Source organism: Stieleria marina (assembly GCA_007741555.1).
In the GTDB taxonomy this organism is placed as follows: Bacteria; Planctomycetota; Planctomycetia; order Pirellulales; family Pirellulaceae; genus K23-9.
This window is the reverse complement of the sequence record CP036526.1, coordinates 6,017,735-6,037,753: the sequence shown is the minus strand read 5'-3', so window position 1 is coordinate 6,037,753 and position 20,019 is coordinate 6,017,735. Positions and strand designations below refer to the sequence as shown.

Genomic DNA, 20,019 nt, shown 5'->3' with positions numbered 1-20,019 from the left:
TCGGAAGGGATTTTGATCCGAAAATGACGAACATAGGTCTCAAAATTGCGGAAACTTGGCAGTTCCCGACCGCAAGTGCGACGGTTCGCCTCGCTCCCTAGCGCCGAAGTCGCAAGAATCTGGCTAAGAAAAACAGGGCGCAGATCGTTAGCCCGTATGAACCCGCGAAACTTGCCCTTCCAAGATCCATGAGTGACGCTCCCGCTGCACGGCCACTTGAGGCACCCCACCTTTGGCCTCCTGAAGTCATCGATCAGCTCGTCCATCAATACGAGCGTCCGCTGCTGGCGTACGCGCATCGGATGCTGGGACAAGATTGGCAGGGAGCTCAAGATGCCGTGCAGGAGACGTTTCTGCGATTGTGCCGCGAAGATCGCCATAAGATCGAATCGCGTGTAGCCGCTTGGCTGTACACGGTTTGCAGAAGTCGAGTGATTGATATGCAACGAACAAACCACAGCAATGCCGTCGATGCGTCGCAGATCCCAATCGAAGATCCGCAGCCCGATGTGTCGCAGCGAGTCAGTGACCAAGAAGAACAGAGTCAATTGGCCGGCATGGTCGATCAGTTAACGCCGCGGCAGCAAGAAGTGCTGCGGCTGAGAATGCAAGCGGGATTGAGTTATCGAGAAATTGCCGAAGTCACTGGACTGACGGTCAGCAACGTCGGTTTTCATTTGCATGCTGCAGTACGCAGCCTGCGCGATTCAATGGCGGTCGGTTGATCTGGCAAAAGTGGCTGGCTGTCGAAAGAATGCGACAGGCGTCGCTGCTGTCCAGGATGACACCAAGATTTATACGAACGAAATTTTAGACGAGTCTTATTGAAATGTCGGATTCTACTTGGGACGACCCGCGTATCACGAGCTACGTGTTGGACGAATTGTCCGCCGAGCAACGTGATGCATTTGAATTAGAACTGGATTCCAATTCTGAACTGGCCGCCGCTGTCGCCGAAGCGAGCAGTTTGACGGATCGCATCGGCAGCCTGTTCGAGAGCGAATCAACACCTTCGTTGGACGACGCGCGCAAATCCGCCATCGCCGACACCGCGTCCAATCCGTTGTCATCGCTTAGTAACGCAGAACAAGGCGAAGCGATTCACGGCGCACCGTCGTGGGGTGTGCCGATGATGGTATTGGCGATGGCAGCGGTGTTGTTGTTGCTGGTCGGGTTCGCTCCGTGGATTCGGCAGAACAAAGTGCTGACAGCTAGCGGGCCAGAGGAGGAATCGGCGATGGCGTCGTCTGTCGCCAGCTCCGCTCCGACGGCGAGCGAAAAGGCCGGTAGTGTGCCTGCTGCCGCGGATTTTGCTTTCGCCAAAGACGGGGCGGGGCAACAAGTTGAGTTGAGTCTTTCAAAGGAAGCACCGTCCGGCACCGCGATCGCTGCATTGGCTGATGGAGACGATGCCAGGAAAGCCGGGATGGAATCTGCGATGGATGTTGCGCAGGAGTCGGTGCAGGGCAAGCAGATGTTTGAATTGGCTGAAGGTGGCCGACAAAGCGAGACCGTCGACCGAGCCATTCCGACGGCCAGTTCGCTGGGGTTACCCGATTTGGATGCGCTTACGGACAGTGAACAGGAAGCTTTGACCGGCAGAGCGACGGCATTGTCGGCAGCCGCTGGTACTGCTTCCGATGGAGTTTCTGAATCCGACGGAAGTTCATCGCCCAAACGCAGCGCGATGCAACGTGCTCGGGCACGCATCGCAGAGAACATGGGATCGATCGCAGCCCGCAGCGACAAAACGCCTGCTCCTGCTCCGATGAAAAAACCCGCGGCAGTTGTTGAACCCGAATCAGCCATGGCTCCGCCGGCTGTTGCGGCGCAAAAGTCGATCGCAAAGAGCGCGCGTCCGAATCGTTCGATGTCGCGTTCGGCACCCGCCGGTGCAGCAGCACTGTCGGCGCCAGCCAATGAGGTAAGTGTTGAAGACCAGCCCATGACTGCGCAAGACGAACTGTTGTTTCGGGATATTCCCAAGGAAACGAGTTATAAGAACGACGCGAAAACCGAAGAAGTGAAACCGGCCGGTGGAGTCGCATTCGCTGCCGGAGGTGTCATGACGCGGGCGGATAAGGCTTCCGCGGACAAAGGGTTCGATGAAGAGATCTTGGAGTTGAATCAAAAGCTGTTCGGCCAAAATCAATTTGGACGTGGCGGCATCGGGGGTAAACGATCGATGCCGGTCTTCGAAAACCCATTCGTCGCGGTGACAGAATCCCCCTTGAGCACGTTTGCAACCGACGTCGATACATCGAGCTACAGTTTGGTCCGTCGGGAACTGTTGCGGGCGGGAGCGTTGCCTGACGCGGGCGAAGTTCGTGTGGAAGAACTCGTGAACTACTTTCACTACGACTACTGGTCCGACCAGGAATCGCCGGCAGACAAACCGCAGCATCCTTTTGCAGCCCAGATGACGGTGGCGAGCTGTCCTTGGAACAGCGATCACCAGCTTGTTCGAGTCGTTGTCAAAGGCGAATCCCTCGATCAAGGAAAGCGTCCGCCGTGTAACTTGGTTTTCTTGCTTGATACCAGCGGTTCGATGGATGCTCCCAACAAGTTGTCACTGATAGCCGATGCCATTAGGTCGTTGGTCGAGCAACTGGATGAAAAGGATCGTTTGGCCATCGTCGTCTTTTCCGACGCTGAAGGCTTGGTGCTCGATTCGACACCGGTGTCGGAGAAGAAAAGTATCTTAGACGCGTTGGCGGATTTGTCTGACGGTGGTTCGACAACGCGAGGCGAGGGAATTGATTTGGCGTTTAAAGTCGCCAAGGACAACCTGGTCGACAATGGTGTCAATCGTGTCGTGGTTTGTACGGACGGAGATTTCAGTGCGGGAATGGACAGCATCGAGAAACTCTCGAGCCGCATCGAAAAGGAATCGGCGGCGGGGATTTCATTTGCGATCCTCGCCCTTGGCCAAAGCGACTACGCTCAAGCTCGGCCCAGCGAACTTGTTGCTCAGGGTGAGTTTGCGTTTGTCGATTCGATTGCTGAAGCAAAACAGGTGATGTCCGATCAGACGAGTCGCCGGGACTTGGTCGCCGACGACGTGACATTAAAACTGGAATTTAATCCGCGGCGAGTGAGTCAGTACCGATTGATTGGGTTCGAGAACGAACGGATAGGGCTGGTGGCAAAGACTGAAGGCAGCGGTGGATCCGGGGACAGTCGATCAAATCGCATACTGGCGGGGCGCAGTGTGACGGCGTTGTACGAAATTGTGCCGCAGGACGAAGCCGAAGAAGAACCATCGCGAAATGTGGAAAAGTTGAAGTACCAAAAGGAACCTCGCTTGACCAAGAAGGCTCGCAGCGACGAATTGTTGTCGGTTGGATTGAGCTACCGGTTGCCCGGCGAAGACGCGGACGAAGATGAAGATGCAGACGAGGGAGAAGACGCGGACGAGAGGGCCGAGTTTTCATTCAGCGGCGATGAAGTTGCGTTTGCCGATGCCGATGCCGATTTTCGGTTTGCCGCCACGGTGGCCCATTTTGGCATGCAGCTGCGTGATAGCAAATATCTGGGCGACTGGACGTTGAAAGAGGTTTTGCCGGTCGCTGAAACTTCGCTGGGAAGAGATCCGTTTGGACTTCGCGAGGAGTTCTTGCAGGTGATTCGTCGAGCGGAATCGTTGGTCGAATCGAAGTAGCCAGCCGGTTGGCGGCGTCGCCTAGTTTGATTGCTGGGGCGTGATCAGCGTCAAGTGATTAACGCTAAGTGATCTGTGCAGATTGATTAGCGCCGATTGATTAGCGAGGCGAAGCAATCTTGCTGCTGGCAAAGGTTTGCACTCGTGGCAGTATCACGTTGCGTTTAGCAGCCTCGGTGCGAAGGGCTTGCTCAAAAAACGGAAACGGAAAGTCCGGACGTCGTCGAAGTGCATAACGTTGGATGGCGATGACCAGTCGCATGTCCAAACGGTTTTGTTTGACTTGTTTGACCACAAACTGAAGGTACGCGCGTTGTTCGCGCGACGTTGCTCGTAAACGGTTTAGCAGCTGGTCTTCGAGCGTGCGGTAAGGATCGACCGTCACGGTCGAAATGCGCGGAACGGCATTCTGAGCCGACGCGTGATGGACCAGACCGGCAGCGATCACCATCGCAACGAGAAAAGCGGGCCGGCGCACAAAGGAGTTTGAGGAAACCATGTTACTTCCGAAGATCATTGAAACTGCCTGAGAAGAGTGGGCATGTCAGTGTTGGACGTACCAATCCGCAGTGGCTGATCGCAAGCCAGGAATCACGTTGCGAAGCGGTTTTGGGCTTGGCTAGCAATAAGCGAGGTAGTTTGCGGCGCAGTTACGGTTGCGATTCCAATCGGTTTGATGCGGTTGCACTGATTATGTGTACGGAGCCGTTTGCGACGCCGAAATGAGAACAGAAGCAAGTACGCTCGCGAAATCAGTTCGCTTACTTGCCACGAAGAAACATTTTGCAAACCGTGTCTGCATTCCCGTGCATCAGGCACACCCTTGAAAGGATTCGACAATGAATCGTTGGCTTTTGATCGGATCGTTAGTCGGTCTTATGGTGACTGCAACTGGATGTGCTTCATGCTCATCGAGTGGCGGTTGCAGTAGTGGAACTTGTCAGAGCGGTAGTTGCGGTGGTGGCATGATGGCCTCCAGTTGTGGATCAGCTTGTGGTGGCGGATGCCAAAGTGGTAACTGCGGCGTTCGAGGTTCCATGGGAACTGCGGCTGGTCTGCTAGGATGCAAAGGCGGCTGTGGTGGAAACTGTGGACGTCCAGGTTGCCAAGCCGGAAAACTGGGTTGGCAATCAGGTGGGCTGGATTACAGCTCGCATTTGCAAACCGGATTGCTCGGTCACAATGCCGCTGCGAATTTGAACAGTCGCCCCTTCACACCGGGCCCTGCCAGTGGACAGGTTGCGTATCCGTATTACACGACTCGCGGACCACGTGATTTTCTACAAGCAAATCCACCGAGTATCGGTCGCTAAAGAAGTCTTGAGTGCTCGCCAAGAATGGGCACCCAAGAGCTGCTTGCCAAGAGTCGGCTGATTCAGCCGGCTACGGTAGGCATCGAGGAATTCAAGAAAATGTGAATGACCAGCGACAAGGCTTTGGCTCGGTCGCTGGTTTTCGTTTGAATGGACAGAACGCTGCTGTTGCGAAGTCTTTCTAGGCCGCACTAGCCACTGAACCTGCCAAGGCCAACAATGGTCTGGAGGGCACACGGACGAGCGAAACTCGGATGTGTGCTGAAAGCTGGTTAACGTGATTTTTGTCGTTGTCCCAATCGCTGACCCTTTTTATCGAGCAGACCTGTGGCATCCGACTTTCGACTGAAAGAACATCTGCCGACATTGACCGAAGAAATCGTGGCGACTTACACGCCCGATGACGCGATCAATCACTTGGGTCATTGCGCGCTGCCAAGTTACGAAGCGGTGATCGAGATCCTGATGGATCTGAAAGATATTCTGTATCCTGGCTATCAGCGCAAAGTGGGGCTTCACAACGGTAACATTCGCTATCACGTGGGCGGGCTGATCGATTCGCTTCACGATTCGCTGACCATCCAAATCGCGCGAGCGCTCCGGCACGAAAATCGTGTCCAGCAGAAACACAACGATTGCGAAAGCGACATCGATTTTGAAGCCAAGGGACAGGCGATGGCGATCGAAACACTGAAATGTGTTCCGGCGCTACGTGCCGTGTTGGCCACGGATGTCCAGGCTGCCTACGATGGCGATCCCGCTTGCCAAACGACGGACGAAGTCGTTTTTTGCTATCCGGGTTTGGAGGCGATCACGGTCTACCGAATCGCTCACGAACTGCATCGACTGCAAGTGCCGTTCATCCCGCGGATGATGACCGAATGGGCGCATCAGCGAACCGGGATCGATATCCACCCCGGCGCCACGATCGGTCGGTACTTTTTTATTGACCACGGAACTGGTGTGGTGGTCGGTGAAACCTGTGAAATTGGCGAACACGTCAAACTCTATCAGGGGGTGACGCTGGGGGCGTTAAGTTTTAAAACCGATGACGACGGACAATTGATCCGCGGCACCAAGCGACATCCGACGATCGAAGACGGGGTGGTGGTCTATGCCAACGCGACGATTCTAGGCGGACGCACCGTGGTGGGACGCGATAGCGTGATTGGTTCCAGTGTTTGGATTACAAAAACGGTGTCGCCCAATACGACCGTCACGCTGGAAAAACCGCAGCTTCGCGTCCGCGACGGCAAAAACAGTGGTGCGACGGCCGACCACGATCTGAACTTTCAGATTTAGAAGGGGACGGCTGTCTTCTGGCATAAAACACTTTTGACCCCCATTTTTATGGCGGTCGCTTGAACCTCGACGGGCATTTACAGTGTTGCAACCAAACCCGCCTACCTTCTGCCCTCCGGTGGCACCGATTTTTCTCGGCTGCACCTACCAGAGGCCACCCGCCGAAACCGACATGTTGCCGTTTGATACGCAGAACCGAACCCGCTTTGTTTTTGGTGAACGATCGGTCGACCGATTGGGCGAATTAGCCGTAGGCTTCAGGCCTCGCAGTGTGCTGGTCGTCAGCGATGCGGGGATCGTTGACGCCGGTCATTTTGGCGTCGCGATCGACGTGCTAAAGCAGAGTGGTTTGACGGTCGATTCTTTTCATGACTTTGGCGAAAACCCCACGTCGGCGATGGTGGATGCTGGGGTCGCAAAGGCCGCGGAAGCCAAACCGGACTTGCTGATCGGCCTTGGCGGCGGCAGTAGCCTGGACTGTTGCAAAGGCATTAACTTTGTCTACTCGTGTGGCGGCACCATCCATGACTACCATGGTGTCGGCAAAGCAACCACGGACTTGCTGCCGATGATCGCTGTGCCGACCACATCGGGGACAGGCAGCGAAGCCCAGTCGTTTGCGTTGATCAGTGACGCGGTGACGCATACCAAAATGCCCTGCGGTGATCCGCGTGCCGCATGCCGCGTCGCAGTGCTGGACCCGCTACTGACGATCACCCAGCCGCAACGCGTCACGGCGCTAACGGGAATCGATGCGATCTCGCACGCGATCGAAACCTATGTCACCAAGCGACGCAATCCAATGTCGGTGATGTATTCGCGGCGAGCGTTTGGGTTTTTGGCCACCGGATTCTCCAAAGTTCTTTCGCAGCCTACCGATGTCGAAGCACGCAGCCAGATGCAACTCGGGGCCTGTTTCGCGGGAATGGCAATCGAAACATCGATGCTGGGGGCGGCGCATGCCACGGCGAACCCTTTGACCGCTCACCATGACATCACACACGGCCAGGCAGTTGGCATGATGCTCCCAGCGGTCATCCGCATGAACGGAGCCGTTCATGGCGACTGGTACGCAGAACTCATGCGTGAAGTGGATCCTGGCGTCACCGCTGCCGAAGCGCCCGAGCGGCTGGCGTCGATGGTCATCGGATGGATGCGTGAGGCTGGTTTGGCGACTTCGTTTGAAGAACTGTCTATCCCGTCCTCTGGTATCGACACGTTCGTTCAAGACGCCATGAAGCAATGGACCGGCACATTCAATCCGGTGCCTCTGGATGAAAATCGGGTCAGCGAATTGTACCGCGACGTCGCTTAAGATCGCTGTTTTGTGCGGCACGTTTGCTCTGGTGAGCCGATTGGTTCACAATGGAAGGACTTATCTGATTCCTCTCCAGCGGGCATGTCTTTGGTGTCACCTTCTGAAAAACAAAGCGATTCCAACGCACCGGCTGCGCTCAACATCGAACGCAGGCAGGAGTTGGAAGTTCATCTGCGGACCAGTCCGACCGATCTCGATGGATTCCTGGAATTGGGGGCGATTTATCGTGCCGAAGATCGTCCGGCGGAAGCCCGGCGTATTCTGGAGCAGGCGCGAAAAATATTTCCAGACGACATGAAAGTGCTGTGGGAGTTTGAAGAGGCCACGCTGGCGCGGTCGCTGCAACAACTGCGCGAGGTCGCTGATCTGGATCAACGACTCTGTACCAGCGAAACCGAGCGGGAACTTCAGCGAAGTCAGACTGATTGGGCCAGCCGTCGCATCGAAGTTTGCAAGGCACGGTTGAAGCGGAATCCGTCCTTGGTCCATCTGCGAATCGTGTTGGCCGAGGCACTGTACGATGCCGAGATGTACGAAAAATCGCTGAACGCAGTCAAACCACTTTTGTCCAGTGATGAACATTCGCCGTACGGCTATCTGATTGGCGGACGATGCTTGCTGGAATTGAAACGCGACGTCGAAGCGATGGCGGCTTTTCGGGCTGCATCGCTCCGTCGATCTGTGATCTCTCCGCCACGCACCAAAGTCGCTGCGTTGAAGTTGCTTTGTGAAACGGCCGAACGGTTGGGCGTCGAACTGACGCAGAATCGTTATCGCGAAGCACTCCAAATTGCCGAACAACAGCTGGCAGCGGCAACGCCGTGATGCTTTCCCGTGTCCCATTCCTTTTGCATCGAAAGTAGTCCCCGATGAGCCAAGCAGTCGTTGATCCCGAACACTTGCGTCAGTTCGCTGGCCAGTTGCATCGATTTTCTGAAGAACTGAAACAACGTTCCACGGCGATCGCATCGCAAATGAATCAATTGGAACAGACTTGGCGTGATGAGCAGCAACGCAAATTTGCCGAAGAGTTCACCGACCAGATGCGTCAGCTGGCGCGACTGATCAAAAACACTGAACAGCACGTGCCTTACCTGATGCGCAAGGCCGAACAAATTGACGCTTACTTGGGCCATTAGTAAACGCTCATGTCGGAAAGTAATGTCCGTGATATCGAATCGCTCGCCGCATTTCATGCTGGTTTGTTGAAACTGTCTGACAACTGGGATGCGGTTCTGCAAGAATTGCGGATGGCAATTCATCGAGCCGATCAGTACTTCGCTGATGACCGCCCTCGCTATTGGCGTCGGCAAATCGAGTTGGCCGAACGAGAACTGAATGAAGCCAAGGATAATCTGTCGCAAAAACGCGCCGCTGTCCGCGCCTCGGACCGACCCGCGGCGACCGAAGCGGTCAACCGAGTCAATCAGGCCAAACGACGGTTGGACCTGTGCCGCGAAAAGAGTCGTCTCGCCAAGGCCATTGCCGTGGAGATTTCACATGAATGCGACGTCGTCTTGGGGCCGTTAGCTGATGTTTCGGAGCACTGTGATGTCTTGCTGCCCAAGGCGGCCGGCGAACTGAAAACGTTGATCGAACACTTGAGGCGTTACGCAGAAAAGTCCGAACCGCCGTCTGAACAAGGCTAAGCAAGGCGTTTGGGGCCGCGATGGTTTACCAGACCTCTTGAAGATCGCTTGGCTAGCCTTTCCATTGGTGGTCTGTGTTCCTGTCCTTTCCCCGATCAGATTGATTCATGTCTCAGACGGATTCACCCATTTTTGCCGTACTTGCTGATCACCGTGCCAACTGCTCCGAGATGTTGGATCAGCTGGTCGACCATTTTCGACAGTCTCGTTTGCCAATCGAGCTGTTCGAAGCGTTGAAGATGCGAATCCGGCACGGACTGGGAATGCCGCTGCTAGCGTCGGATGACGAAGCGACGCATCCCGAAGACGCCGAACGCCAGCTTGAAGCTGGGTTGCTGGACGCGTGCCGCGAAACCGGAACGATGTTAATCCAAGACGGGCGCATCACCGACGGCTGGATGTACCTGCGGCCCACCGGCGACACTAGTCTGGCGCGGGATTTGGTCCAGGACATCGAAATCAACGACGACAACTACGACGACATGATTCAAGTCTTGTTGCACGAAGGCGTCGACGTCGGACGTGGCTTCCAAGCCGTGCTGGACCATCAGGGAACGTGCAACAGTATCACGCTGTACGAACAGTCGCTATCGCAGCGCAGTAAAACGGACCAGCAGGCCGCTGCATCGCGATTGCTCAATCACCTCTATGACGAATTGATTGGGCTGGTGCGTGATGACATAACAGAGAGAGATTCAGCGCCCGATCCAACGGAGTCGTTGGCCGACATGATTACGTCACGTAAGTGGGTGCTGGACGAAGGCGGCTACCATTTGGATACGACCCACTTAGCATCCACGGTTCGAATCGCGTCGGTGCTAACCGATCAGCCATCGATGAAAAAAGCGTGGGAGATGACACAGTATGGCCGCCGTCTCAACCACCAGTTCCAGTATCCAGGTGATGAGCCGTTCGTCGATTTTTACCCCGCGTACTCAACGTTTTATTCTGTGCTGTTGGGCGACGATGTCGACGCGGGACTGAAATACTTTGAACGCAAAGCCAAAAGTGTTGATGTCGTTCAGCACGGCACCGCAGCGATCGAAACGTATGTCAGTCTGCTGGATCGTAGTGGTCGTTTTCAAGAAGCCATCGACGCCGCGATCTCGCTTGTTCCTGACGATGTGCCTGCCCAGCGAATCGTGCCGCTACTGATGGACATTGCCGATCGCTCTAAAGCATCAAGCAATGGCGATGCTTATGAAGCCATTTTGGGTTATTGCCAACGACGCAACGATGTCTTGGGTTATGCCGCGGCACTGCACGCGTCGCAAAACTGATCAGAGATACATGCCCACAAAACCGTCGGCTTCGTCGCTTTGTTGATTGATCTTTTCGATTCGCTCTTGTGTTCGCTGCAGGTCTCCAGCATCGATGTAGCGATCGAATTCGACCATCAAGGCGTGCTGAACGCTTTCGGTCAAAAACGCGACGATCGGTTCGGTCAGCCACGTACAGGTTTCGCGATCCAAAGTGATTTCCAGGTCAACCGATTTGGTTAGCCGATCTTTGGTGTCGGTCATCGCCGTGCCCTCGAACCTAAACGCGACTTCACCACGTTGCGGATCATTGGTCAAGTGAAACACACATCGACCTTGATGCACGTAATAAGTGTTGTGCGTTCCATGCTTTGCCATCGCCGCTTTGACGCGCAGGACAAACTGTTCGTAGACCGGTGACGCGTCCACGGGAACGTCGATGCGTGTGACACTGCGAAGTGGCAAGCAATCAAACTCAATTTCAACCCACTGACCTGTCATCAATCTGTTTTCCCATTGTTGTGAAAAGTATCACAACTAATGTATCGTGCCCAAGTGTTGCCCGTCCATCCAACCAATCATTGGCGGCGTGACTTGCTGGAAGCACGCGATTTACGCATCGCGGTGCCCGCTGCCGACACTTGGCATCCATGCAGCATCGTTCGTGAAGGGCGATTGCTGTTGATGCAACGTCGCGGAAACTGCGACTAATTTTCTTGACGACTGCTATGTCGGTGCGACACGCTGGTGACAGACCTCAGCGAGTTTCGATTGCTGGGGGCTCTTGCTCTTCGCGTTTTTTTCTCTTAGAGGCAGCCCCAATGATTCCAAGTATTGTCGCCCGTGAAATGATGGTTTCAAACCTGATTACGCTTTCACCAGAGATGGACGTCTTCGATGCGATTGATGTCCTGTTACGAAAGAAGATCTCCGGCGCACCGGTGGTCGATCCGGATGGCCGATTTTTGGGTATCTTTTCAGAGAAGTCGTGCATGCGTTTCGTATTGGACGCAGCCTACGAACAGTTGCCATCGAACATGTTGATGGCCTTTGTCGATCGAAATCCAAGAGTCATCACAGAGGAGACGGATTTTCTGACGGTCGCCCAGACCTTCATCGACGCTGCCTGCCGACGGTTGCCGGTCTTGGACGATGAACGACGACTGAAGGGGCAGATTTCCCGGCGCGATGTGATGCGAGTGGCTCGGCAGCACATCGGTGCGGCACGAACACCGGTCAAGCAGCAAGGATTGTACGTCAGTGCCTTGTACGAAGACGGGCAGCGTCCAATCTAGAATTCCTCGCTCGAAAATGAGCGTTTGAAAACGAACGCCCGTAAATGAAGGCTCCGAATTGAGCTCTCGGGAATGAGCTCTCGGGAATCAAAGCGATGTTGGCTGGCGAAATTACCTTGGCAGCAATTTTTCAAGACGCAGATTGTCCTGATACAGCCGTTGGCATTCTTTCTGGAGTTCGTCAACCTTCGCTCGGACTTCCGCTTCGTAATCCGAAACGGCCTTCAGTTCTACGCTGACCTGATCCTGATCCTGCTCCAATTTAAGCTTGATCTCTTGGTTCACCGTCAGCATCGAATCCGTCGCGTCTTTGGCGTCTTGGAGGACTTTGTTTTCAAAATCCAGTTCGATCTTTCGGCTTGCCGCTTCATTGATTCGCAAACGCAGTCGGCGAAGAACGAACCGATAGTCATTCAGAGGTCGCAGGTAGTAGGTGTCCACTAACTTTGCGACGCCATCGACGTCGATCAGTTGTTTGGCGGCTTCTTCTTTGACAATGATCTGCTGTTCGGCGCGGAAAAGTGTGTCGCCGCCTTCGCCGCGCTGAAGTCGGCTGTCCACTGCTCGGCCGCTGGCATCAAAGAAGCCGCCTTCGAGTGCGCCCTGTTGCGTTGGCGAATCGACGTCAATTTTGTGGTTCTTTGTAAACTCGACTTTTACCCAGCGACTCAGCAGTACGTCGTCTGGATTGGATCGTGATCCGTCGCGGAGATACTCTTGCAGTGTCTCCGGACGAATTTTGTTGCCAAGCAATTGATTGACTAGTGCATCGTCGATACGGCCAAACACATTGTCATCGTTGCTTTCGCTGCCGTCTGCGACAAAGGGTTCGTGCCCATCAAGGGGCAACATTTCGTAAAGCGACCATCGCGCGGCTCTGCCGCCTGAGATCGCCTGGAGCTGTGCGGGTTCCAACGGACCTGTCGGCGACAGCGTCAATTGATTGCCTGCACTCGCTTCGACGCGAAATTCACCTAAGTAAAAAACGGGAACCGATTGGTTCTGATAGTTGCCTTCGGCAAAACCGTAGACGACCAAGTTGGCTTGTGGCAAAGACGCTGGTTCGGGTGCCGCAGCGCCGTCGTCGTTGCCGGGGATGCCAGGCGGAGGCGTCGTGGGGATGGCACGTAATGTGACGCCCTGAGCGTTTGCGTTTTGCAACTGCAGGCCACGCCATCGACGACCAGCTTCGCGTCCCAGTTTGCCAAGTTGCTGTGTTAATTCCAACAATCCGACACCTGTGTTGGCATCGGTCGGGTCGCCGTACTTGATCAGCGTATTTTCTTGTTGGGCGTTCTCAGCCTGGACTTCCAGTTTTTCTTTGATTTGATGCCATGCCGCACGGCTCTTCAAAACCATGGCGGTAGGGAAGACCAGCGTGATCGCCAGAATCATGGTGATCACGGCAGTCGTGATGTGATACCAACGCCAATGCTTGGATGCTTTCCAAAGCAAATAGATGAAGGCGATCACGATCAAGATCAAGACACCCAGAATTGCAAACTTCATAATGCTAAATGCTCAGTCAGTGTGCTCTGGGGGGCATCGAGATCGATGCTCGGCGAGGAGATGAATTTGACAAGGATTGCGTTCTAAGCGGTTTGGGATAAGGGCCGAATTGGGTCGATGATAATCTGAATATTTGCCCACCGACTTCAATAAAGGGCAACGGCCATGATCATTTAAGGGCGATGGCTCGGTGCAAAAGCGAACCACCAGGTCAAGCAGATCACTCACACCGCGGGAATAGCACCCTGTCGGATAGTAAGTTGGGTGGCTTGTAACGTCAAGGTTTTCTCGGAAATCCCGGGCTCAAACTCAATTTATTCAGCAGAGTTTGCCGGCAGCTCCGCATTGCATCAGTGGCTTATTCCTATCGATCGACGCTGACGCACCGTCCGCGTTAGCCATTAGCATCCTAAAAATCGGTACGAGACTCACCATTGGGGGGCAAACAATCAGCAGGACTGGTGATACCAGTGAAGCAACCGGATTATTCGCGCCGAAGTCGATTCGGTGGCAGGGACCGCGCCAGAAACGCGGATTCTCGTGCCCACATCGATTTCCCCATTCCCGCGGATCATCGTGATGACTTCATTTACCCGTCCAGCACCGGTTTTAGCTATTGCAAGCATTGTGGCCATGGGCCTCTTTGCCGGCTGTCATCGCCAGTATTACCGCAAGCAGGCGGACATGGAGGCCCATGCTCTGATTCGGGAGAAATCCGCCCACACGGCCCGTCCGGCGCCTGCTCCGGCCCGGATCGACATTGACCGTCGTAGTCGAATGTTCAATCCGTTCGACTTGGATTTTCAGCCAATGCCGATCGACGATCCGGCGTCACATCGATACATGCAATGTGTCGATGGGCGTCGCGGATACCCCATGTGGGAGGCCGCGGGCGTCACCAATAGCGTCGAAAGTCCCGATTGGTGGGAATTCTTGCCGCTCAACGAAGACGGCGTGCTGGTCCTTAATGCCGAAACCGCCGTCCAGATCGCGCTGCTGCATTCGCCGGACTACCAAGAGCAGCTCGAAGAGCTTTACCTGTCGGCACTGGACGTCAGCAGCGAACGCTTTCAGTTTGACACGCAGTTCTTTGGCGGTGCCAGCGCGTTTTTGACCGGATCAGGCGATCGTCGCACCGATACCGGTGTGCGTAGCACCACCTTTGAGATCGGCCCCAATAGTAACGGGCGTCGCGACCTTGCTTTGCAACGTTCGCTGGCAACGGGGGGTGAACTGATCGCGGGTGTCGCCAACAGCATTGTGTGGGAGCTAAGTGGTCCTAGTGCACAAAGTGCCACGACTGTTTTGGACTTTTCGCTGATTCAACCGCTGCTTCGGGGAGCCGGTCGCGACCGGGTGATGGAACGCCTCACACGTGCTGAGCGTTCTCTGCTGGCAAACGTCCGTTCATTCGAACGCTATCGACGTAGTTTTTACCTGAACATCACTATCGGCCGTGGGACCGAAAGCACGGTTCGGCGTAGTGGTGGTGTATTTGGCGTCGGGCTTGGTGGGTTCAACGGGCTCGGCGGTGGATTCGCCGGTCTAAACGGTAGCGGTAACGCTGGTGTCGGCGGAGGCGGCGGTGTACCGCAAGCGGGCGGCTTCTTTGGTTTGCTACAGGATCAATTGCAGATTCAAAACTTGGAAGAAAACATCGCTCGTCTCAGCGAGAACTTGCTGGTCCTGGAAAACACACTGATCGAACTTCTAACGACGATCCCAGACGATCCAGAAGCCATCATTCGCCAGCGGTTGCAAGTCGCTCAGGCTAAATCGGCTCTCTTGAATGCCCAAAGCCAATTGGTGTCCCGGCAAGCCGCCTATCAAGGTTCGCTTGACGGATTTGTCGGCGACCTTGGATTGCCACCTTACATCTGTATCAAGATCGAAGATCCGATTTTGGAGCAGTTCGAGCTGATCGACCGCAATCTTCGCAGTCGCCGCGAACAACTGATCAAAGTCCGCAACGCCGTGGGTGAGATTAATGTGGCCCTGCTGCAAGAGACAGAATCGGACGTCGATCCTGCGACAGGATTGCCGGAGAGTAAGCTGGATTGGTCCAGCAGTATCGGCGAGAAGATGAGCCTTTTGCAAGAAAGTATCGAACCGCTTTCAGCGTTCAACAAGAAGCTGATTGATGATGACCTTCCACGAATTCGCAAAGACATCGAGCTCCTGACCGAGTCGGTGCCCGAGCGAAAAGAGCAAAACGAAAACTTGGTCGAACTGTATCGACTTGAACGTGACAATATTTGCACGCTCTTGAACGTCAAAGAACTGGACGAGTCGATTTTTGAGATCGGCGAACTCGATACACTTCGCGATCGATTGAGCAAAGACTACGAAAAACTTCTCAAACGGTTGAATTCGTATACGGCTCGGATCGCCAAGCTAGAAGCATCGATGACCAAGTTCACCAGCACGCAGGCGGGTGACGGAACGCCCTACGATCGTGCTCGACGACTTCGCGATGAGATCATTTTGTTCTCGCAAGATTTGTTGGCCGACATGGGTGACGATGTCTTGGCGTTGCAGTTGATTCAGGCACGTGCTCGGACAGAAAGCGTGATCTTGCCGGAAGTCGAAATCGATCCAGCGACCGCCTTCGAGATCGCTCGCAAGAATCGACGTGACTGGGCCAATGCTCGTGCTTCGTTGGTCGATGCCTGGCGTCTGATCGAATTCAACGCGGACGATTTGGAAAGTTCGCTGGACATCGTATTCACTGGCGATGTGCAAAACGTCGGTAACAATCCGCTCAGTCTGCGTGGCAGCACGGGACGGCTGCGTGCCGGACTACAGTGGGACGCTCCGATCACTCGATTGCAAGAACGTAACACGTACCGGCAATCGCTAATCGAGTACGAGCAGGCCAAACGAAGCTACTACGGTTTTGAAGATGGCATTTGGCAACTCCTCCGTGGCCAAGTGCGGCAGTTGCAATCCAATCGTGTCAACTTTGAATTGGGCCGACAATCGGTTCGGATCGCGGCGGCACAGATTGAATTGAACGAAGACATTCGGTCGTTCCGCGATGCACGGGGCCTTAGCAGTGGTCCGACCGCGGCTCGAGATACGATTTCGGCGTTGTCAGATTTGCTGAATTCGCAAAACTCGTTGCTCAATATCTTTGTCAACTACGAAGTCGTCCGCCGCGGTTTGGACTTCGATTTGGGCACCATGGAATTGACGCCCGAAGGACTTTGGATCGATCCGGGCAAATTGTCCACCGACGAACTGCTGGCGTTACCCGGTACAACAAACGATGGATTGATCGACGGAGATTGCAGCGACTGCTGTATCAAGATCAAGCTGCCGCCCGAAGAACCTCGCTTCAATCAGCAGGCCGAACAGATCATCAATGTCAGTGATGTGCCGGTCAGCACCGTGCCGTTTACCAGTATGCCAAACAGCAATGTGCCGATTAGCAACCATTCGATTGGTGAGCTGCCGCCCGGAGATATCTCGGGCTACTCAGTCGGCGTGCCGGTGATTCAGGAATAGCTTCGGCGTGCGAACGCAGTCGCCGCTACACCAATGATGCCGACGCAAAGGATTGCCACGCCGATGGTGGCAGCATGCTCGGGCTGGGTGACATAGTGCAGCACAGTGTCCCTGGCATCCCCGCTGTCGGAGATGATGCCGTGTCCGCTATGGGCAAAAGCAGCTATCGGTGTGAAGAGGGTCGCTAGCGACAAAGTCAACAACGCACGCATGGTTTTCATCAGCAAGATCCAGCCAGAAGACAAACGAAAGAGCCCCTGTTGTAAACATCACTGTCGCAATTGTCGAGGCGATCGTTTGGGCTATCTGGACGCGGGGCCGTGGACGCCTGTTTCCAGCAGTAGTCTTCCTAATTCGGCTTCGATTCGGGATCGATTCGCGTCTTGCGGTTTGCCCATGCGTTGTTGGATTTGCGAGAGGATGTCGTACGCCAGCGGGACGGCTTCCCAAGCGATTTGTTGGTCGGGGTGATCGTTGCACAGCGATTCCCAGGTTTCGACGGATTGCCCGACAGCCAGTTCAGCTAGATCGTAAGATCCCGACTTGAACAGCATCGCCCCATACCGCAGTAGGAATACGGCGTCCCACGCACGGTATCCGACTTCGCTGGGGTGTTGCCGAAGCAGCACGGCGTGTCGCATCGCGGCTTGTTGAAAAGCGTCGGTAGCTTCCTTCTCCCAGTCGCGCTGCTCGGGCCGCATGTTGCCCGGTTCGCTTGGGGCATGCGGATCAAACAACGCTCTTGGGCCGGGCGGCCGCAGGCCAAGGCCACGAATTGTTTGCGGGCCAAAAGCTTCCGGCCGTGCTGGTCGTCCCGCAGGGCTTGGTCGTCCCGCTAAGCCTCGCTGGCTCATCCGCTCCAGCAGGACTCCGAGCCGAAACAAAGAGTGCACGAGGGCATTGTTGTATTGAGGGATGTTGGGATGCGATGTCGCCAAGAGGTCGCAGTACTGCACCGCTTCGCGAAAGTGTTCCACAGCGACCAAGTGATCTTCGTGGGTCATCCTTTCGTAGACGGTCATGCTGGACAATGCCGTCGCCAACTCGATCAACACGGTGGTGTCGTCGGCGTGTTGTTCGTGCAGTCGTCGCAGTATGGTGATTGCTTCGTTTTGATACTCCGCTTCCGTTTCATCTCGCTGCGTGATGGAGTCGGCAGAGAGTTGCCGCAAACAGGCTGCCAGCGACACTTGGTAGCCAACGTTGGACTCATCTCGCTGGACCAAGTCGCGAAGAATATCGACCGCATACAGTAAGTGTTCTCTTTGAGATTCGCTGGGGCGGATCAGTCGTTTTTCGGCGTGGTGCTCGGGTCTGCCGGGCGGTCCCGGTCGTCTTCCTTCGCGAGGCCCACCCAACTCCGATTCAATCGCCATGGGGGGCGGCATCGAATCGGGACGCATCCCAGATTGAACTCGCATGCCGAGCAAAAAATGGGCACGGGCGATCTCGAATCGTTTCGCGTCGTCATCGGTCTGCGAAGGAGACGCGTCGGTGTCGCTTTGGAGAAGTTCGATGGCGTGGAGATATTGTTGCTGCGCCGCGGTTTTGTGATCCATCATCAGGTGCGCGTAGCCGATGCGATTCGCCATTTTTGCTTTCTGCAAAGTTGTGTCGCTGGCGGACGGATCAAGGCTGCTTAAAGTGCTTTGAAAGCTCTTGATCGCTTGTTCATATTGTCCCAGCTGCAAGTGAATGTCGCCGATCGACGAGCGTGCTTTGATCGCTGACTGCCGCAACTTAGGGTTGGCCTGAGTGCGTGAGGCAAACGCATCGAAGTACTGAACAAGGTCTTCCAGCAGGACCGCTGTTTCACTGCTTAGCGCTGGAGCGGCAGCGAATTGCGACGATGCAGATTGGCCGGCACCCGGTGTGACAGCGAACCGTTGAAAAATCTTGTCTAGGGCGCTGGCTGCCGTTTCCGTTGTCTGTTCGGCGTTGTTTCTGGCAACTTGTTCTTTGTGCAGTAAGTCTTGGGAATGCAGATAGCCAGTCAGCGAAAGCGTCGCGACGCCGATCAAGAGCAACAGCGACAGTGAACTGAGCGCTGCGATGGCGGGATTGCGTCGCGACCAACGTGCAAAGCTTTCGGCAATTGACAATGGACGCACCGAAATGGTGTCGCCTTTGAGAAAACGATCCAAGTCATCGCGCATCTCTGCAGCGGACTGATAGCGATCAGCGGGGTCGATCGACATGGCCGTGTGCAGAATCGTTTCCAAGTCTTTGGGGACATTGGCATTCAGCTGACGCAGCGGTGGCGGCGACGTCACGGGCCGTCTGGAAACGATCGCCGAGCGGATCGATGCGTCGTCCATCGCAGGGCGGCCCGCCAACAATTCGTAGAGTGTGACGCCAAGCGAATAGATGTCGCCGCGAAAATCATTGACGCCGACGATCTGTTCGGGGGCCATGTATCGCAGTGTGCCCACGACATCGCCTGTTCGAGTGACCGCTTCGGATTCGATCGCTTTGGCGACGCCAAAGTCGGTTACCCAAAGTTCGTTGTCGCGATTGACGATCAAGTTGCCCGGTTTGATGTCGCGATGCAGGACCTTTTGACCGTGTGCGTACGCCAGCGCGGATGCCGCTTGTCGGCCAAGCCGGGCGACCTGCATCGACGATAGTTGGCGTTCGTCGCCACGGTTGATAATGCGGTCGAGCCCCTGTCCATCGATGCACTGCATCACGTAGTAATGAAAACCCTGATCCTCGCCGACGCCAAAAACGGGAACGATGTTGGTGTGGTGCAGCGCCGCGGCTGTTCTTGCTTCTCGCTCAAACCGCTTGAGCTGCACGTCGTCCATTAGCAGCGATTTTGGCAATACTTTGACAGCGACGCGTCGCCCCAAAGAACGCTGGATCGCTTCGAAGACGACGCCCATTCCTCCGCGCCCGATTTGACGGACCAAATCAAAGTCGCCCAAACTTTCAGGACGATCGGCACCCAGCGAAGCCAGGCTGTTTAGCTGCTGAGCTTGCGACTTCCTGGCGTTTTCTAAGCGTTCGATGACCGGCATCAGATCACGGAGTTCGTCTTCGTGCTCCGGATTGGATTCGATGATCGGTTGCAGCGGCTTTGTTTTGCCAATGCGAATGGAATCGACGACGTCTGACGCGATCGATTCGATCGGATTTCGTTGGGGCGGCGTTTGGTCGTCGGATGATGGCAAGGTTTTGTTTCGATCGAAAAGGGCGAGAACAGG

At 55.1% G+C, this 20,019-nt stretch carries 17 protein-coding genes; 12 read left to right on the top strand and 5 right to left on the bottom strand.

Features of this window, described 5'->3' with window-relative positions; all coding sequences use genetic code 11:
- Positions 1-188: 188 nt before the first annotated feature.
- Both K239x_RS21435 and K239x_RS21430 read left to right on the top strand, forming a co-directional pair.
- Entirely contained in the window at positions 189-725 is a 537-nt protein-coding gene (locus K239x_RS21435) for an RNA polymerase sigma factor (protein WP_145420424.1), read from the top strand.
- A 104-nt stretch (positions 726-829) separates the two neighbouring features.
- Complete coding sequence (locus K239x_RS21430) at positions 830-3,661, top strand: YfbK domain-containing protein (RefSeq protein ID WP_145420423.1); 2,832 nt, start codon at positions 830-832, stop codon at positions 3,659-3,661.
- A 100-nt stretch (positions 3,662-3,761) separates the two neighbouring features.
- Here K239x_RS21430 and K239x_RS21425 read toward each other — a convergent pair whose 3' ends face one another.
- Entirely contained in the window at positions 3,762-4,160 is a 399-nt protein-coding gene (locus K239x_RS21425; protein WP_145420422.1) for a hypothetical protein, read from the bottom strand.
- Positions 4,161-4,698: 538 nt separating this feature from the next.
- On the opposite strand from K239x_RS21425, the gene K239x_RS28885 reads away from it, so the two are divergent.
- The 7 genes from K239x_RS28885 (at position 4,699) to K239x_RS21390 (ending at position 10,523) form a co-directional block, all read left to right on the top strand.
- On the top strand, positions 4,699-4,974 hold the full coding sequence (locus K239x_RS28885; protein ID WP_419189250.1) for a hypothetical protein: 276 nt from the start codon (positions 4,699-4,701) through the stop codon (positions 4,972-4,974).
- Positions 4,975-5,301: 327 nt separating this feature from the next.
- Positions 5,302-6,276, top strand: coding sequence for a serine O-acetyltransferase EpsC (gene epsC / locus K239x_RS21415; RefSeq protein ID WP_145420420.1), 975 nt, complete (start codon positions 5,302-5,304; stop codon positions 6,274-6,276).
- 172 nt (positions 6,277-6,448) lie between these two features.
- On the top strand, positions 6,449-7,591 hold the full coding sequence (locus tag K239x_RS21410) for an iron-containing alcohol dehydrogenase (protein ID WP_145422492.1): 1,143 nt from the start codon (positions 6,449-6,451) through the stop codon (positions 7,589-7,591).
- Between the two features lie 93 nt (positions 7,592-7,684).
- Positions 7,685-8,419 carry a tetratricopeptide repeat protein gene (locus tag K239x_RS21405; protein ID WP_419189249.1) on the top strand — a complete coding sequence of 245 codons (735 nt, stop codon included), beginning with the start codon at positions 7,685-7,687 and terminating at the stop codon, positions 8,417-8,419.
- 44 nt (positions 8,420-8,463) lie between these two features.
- Positions 8,464-8,733 (top strand): WXG100 family type VII secretion target, encoded by a 270-nt coding sequence (locus K239x_RS21400; protein WP_145420419.1) that lies wholly within the window; start codon positions 8,464-8,466, stop codon positions 8,731-8,733.
- A gap of 9 nt (positions 8,734-8,742) precedes the next feature.
- Entirely contained in the window at positions 8,743-9,243 is a 501-nt protein-coding gene (locus K239x_RS21395) for a hypothetical protein (RefSeq protein ID WP_145420418.1), read from the top strand.
- Positions 9,244-9,350: 107 nt separating this feature from the next.
- Positions 9,351-10,523: a hypothetical protein gene (locus K239x_RS21390; RefSeq protein ID WP_145420417.1), complete on the top strand. Its 1,173-nt coding sequence runs from the start codon at positions 9,351-9,353 to the stop codon at positions 10,521-10,523.
- Here the strand turns inward: K239x_RS21390 and K239x_RS21385 are convergent, their stop codons facing one another.
- Positions 10,524-11,003 (bottom strand): hypothetical protein, encoded by a 480-nt coding sequence (locus K239x_RS21385; RefSeq protein WP_145420416.1) that lies wholly within the window; start codon positions 11,001-11,003, stop codon positions 10,524-10,526. It abuts the gene before it with no gap.
- 39 nt (positions 11,004-11,042) lie between these two features.
- Between K239x_RS21385 and K239x_RS28880 the strand changes: the two genes are divergently transcribed.
- Together K239x_RS28880 and K239x_RS21380 are read left to right on the top strand one after the other, a co-directional pair.
- Positions 11,043-11,213 carry a hypothetical protein gene (locus K239x_RS28880; RefSeq protein ID WP_419189248.1) on the top strand — a complete coding sequence of 57 codons (171 nt, stop codon included), beginning with the start codon at positions 11,043-11,045 and terminating at the stop codon, positions 11,211-11,213.
- A 110-nt stretch (positions 11,214-11,323) separates the two neighbouring features.
- The gene (locus tag K239x_RS21380) at positions 11,324-11,797 is read left to right on the top strand and encodes a CBS domain-containing protein (RefSeq protein WP_419189247.1); all 474 of its coding nucleotides are present in this window, start codon (positions 11,324-11,326) and stop codon (positions 11,795-11,797) included.
- A 111-nt stretch (positions 11,798-11,908) separates the two neighbouring features.
- Here the strand turns inward: K239x_RS21380 and K239x_RS21375 are convergent, their stop codons facing one another.
- Complete coding sequence (locus tag K239x_RS21375) at positions 11,909-13,306, bottom strand: cytochrome b family protein (RefSeq protein WP_145420414.1); 1,398 nt, start codon at positions 13,304-13,306, stop codon at positions 11,909-11,911.
- 579 nt (positions 13,307-13,885) lie between these two features.
- Here K239x_RS21375 and K239x_RS21370 point away from each other — a divergent pair.
- Positions 13,886-16,813, top strand: a complete 2,928-nt coding sequence (locus K239x_RS21370; protein WP_419189246.1) for a TolC family protein — start codon at positions 13,886-13,888, stop codon at positions 16,811-16,813.
- Here K239x_RS21370 and K239x_RS21365 read toward each other — a convergent pair.
- Positions 16,804-17,034 carry a hypothetical protein gene (locus K239x_RS21365; protein ID WP_145420413.1) on the bottom strand — a complete coding sequence of 77 codons (231 nt, stop codon included), beginning with the start codon at positions 17,032-17,034 and terminating at the stop codon, positions 16,804-16,806. The genes K239x_RS21370 and K239x_RS21365 overlap by 10 nt on opposite strands.
- 81 nt (positions 17,035-17,115) lie before the next feature.
- Positions 17,116-19,986, bottom strand: coding sequence for a serine/threonine-protein kinase (locus K239x_RS21360; RefSeq protein WP_145420412.1), 2,871 nt, complete (start codon positions 19,984-19,986; stop codon positions 17,116-17,118).
- Between the last annotated feature and the right edge of the window lie 33 nt (positions 19,987-20,019).

Bases quoted from the DNA above. Each gene is read 5' to 3' on its own strand.
- K239x_RS21370 (WP_419189246.1), top strand. From the start codon at position 13,886: ATGACTTCATTTACCCGTCCAGCACCGGTTTTAGCTATTGCAAGCATT.
- K239x_RS21385 (WP_145420416.1), bottom strand. From the start codon at position 11,003: ATGACAGGTCAGTGGGTTGAAATTGAGTTTGATTGCTTGCCACTTCGC.
- K239x_RS21390 (WP_145420417.1), top strand. From the start codon at position 9,351: ATGTCTCAGACGGATTCACCCATTTTTGCCGTACTTGCTGATCACCGT.
- K239x_RS21435 (WP_145420424.1), top strand. From the start codon at position 189: ATGAGTGACGCTCCCGCTGCACGGCCACTTGAGGCACCCCACCTTTGG.
- K239x_RS21430 (WP_145420423.1), top strand. From the start codon at position 830: ATGTCGGATTCTACTTGGGACGACCCGCGTATCACGAGCTACGTGTTG.
- K239x_RS28885 (WP_419189250.1), top strand. From the start codon at position 4,699: ATGGGAACTGCGGCTGGTCTGCTAGGATGCAAAGGCGGCTGTGGTGGA.
- K239x_RS21410 (WP_145422492.1), top strand. From the start codon at position 6,449: ATGTTGCCGTTTGATACGCAGAACCGAACCCGCTTTGTTTTTGGTGAA.
- K239x_RS21375 (WP_145420414.1), bottom strand. From the start codon at position 13,306: ATGAAGTTTGCAATTCTGGGTGTCTTGATCTTGATCGTGATCGCCTTC.
- K239x_RS21365 (WP_145420413.1), bottom strand. From the start codon at position 17,034: ATGAAAACCATGCGTGCGTTGTTGACTTTGTCGCTAGCGACCCTCTTC.
- K239x_RS28880 (WP_419189248.1), top strand. From the start codon at position 11,043: ATGTATCGTGCCCAAGTGTTGCCCGTCCATCCAACCAATCATTGGCGG.
- K239x_RS21395 (WP_145420418.1), top strand. From the start codon at position 8,743: ATGTCGGAAAGTAATGTCCGTGATATCGAATCGCTCGCCGCATTTCAT.
- K239x_RS21400 (WP_145420419.1), top strand. From the start codon at position 8,464: ATGAGCCAAGCAGTCGTTGATCCCGAACACTTGCGTCAGTTCGCTGGC.
- K239x_RS21425 (WP_145420422.1), bottom strand. From the start codon at position 4,160: ATGGTTTCCTCAAACTCCTTTGTGCGCCGGCCCGCTTTTCTCGTTGCG.
- K239x_RS21380 (WP_419189247.1), top strand. From the start codon at position 11,324: ATGATTCCAAGTATTGTCGCCCGTGAAATGATGGTTTCAAACCTGATT.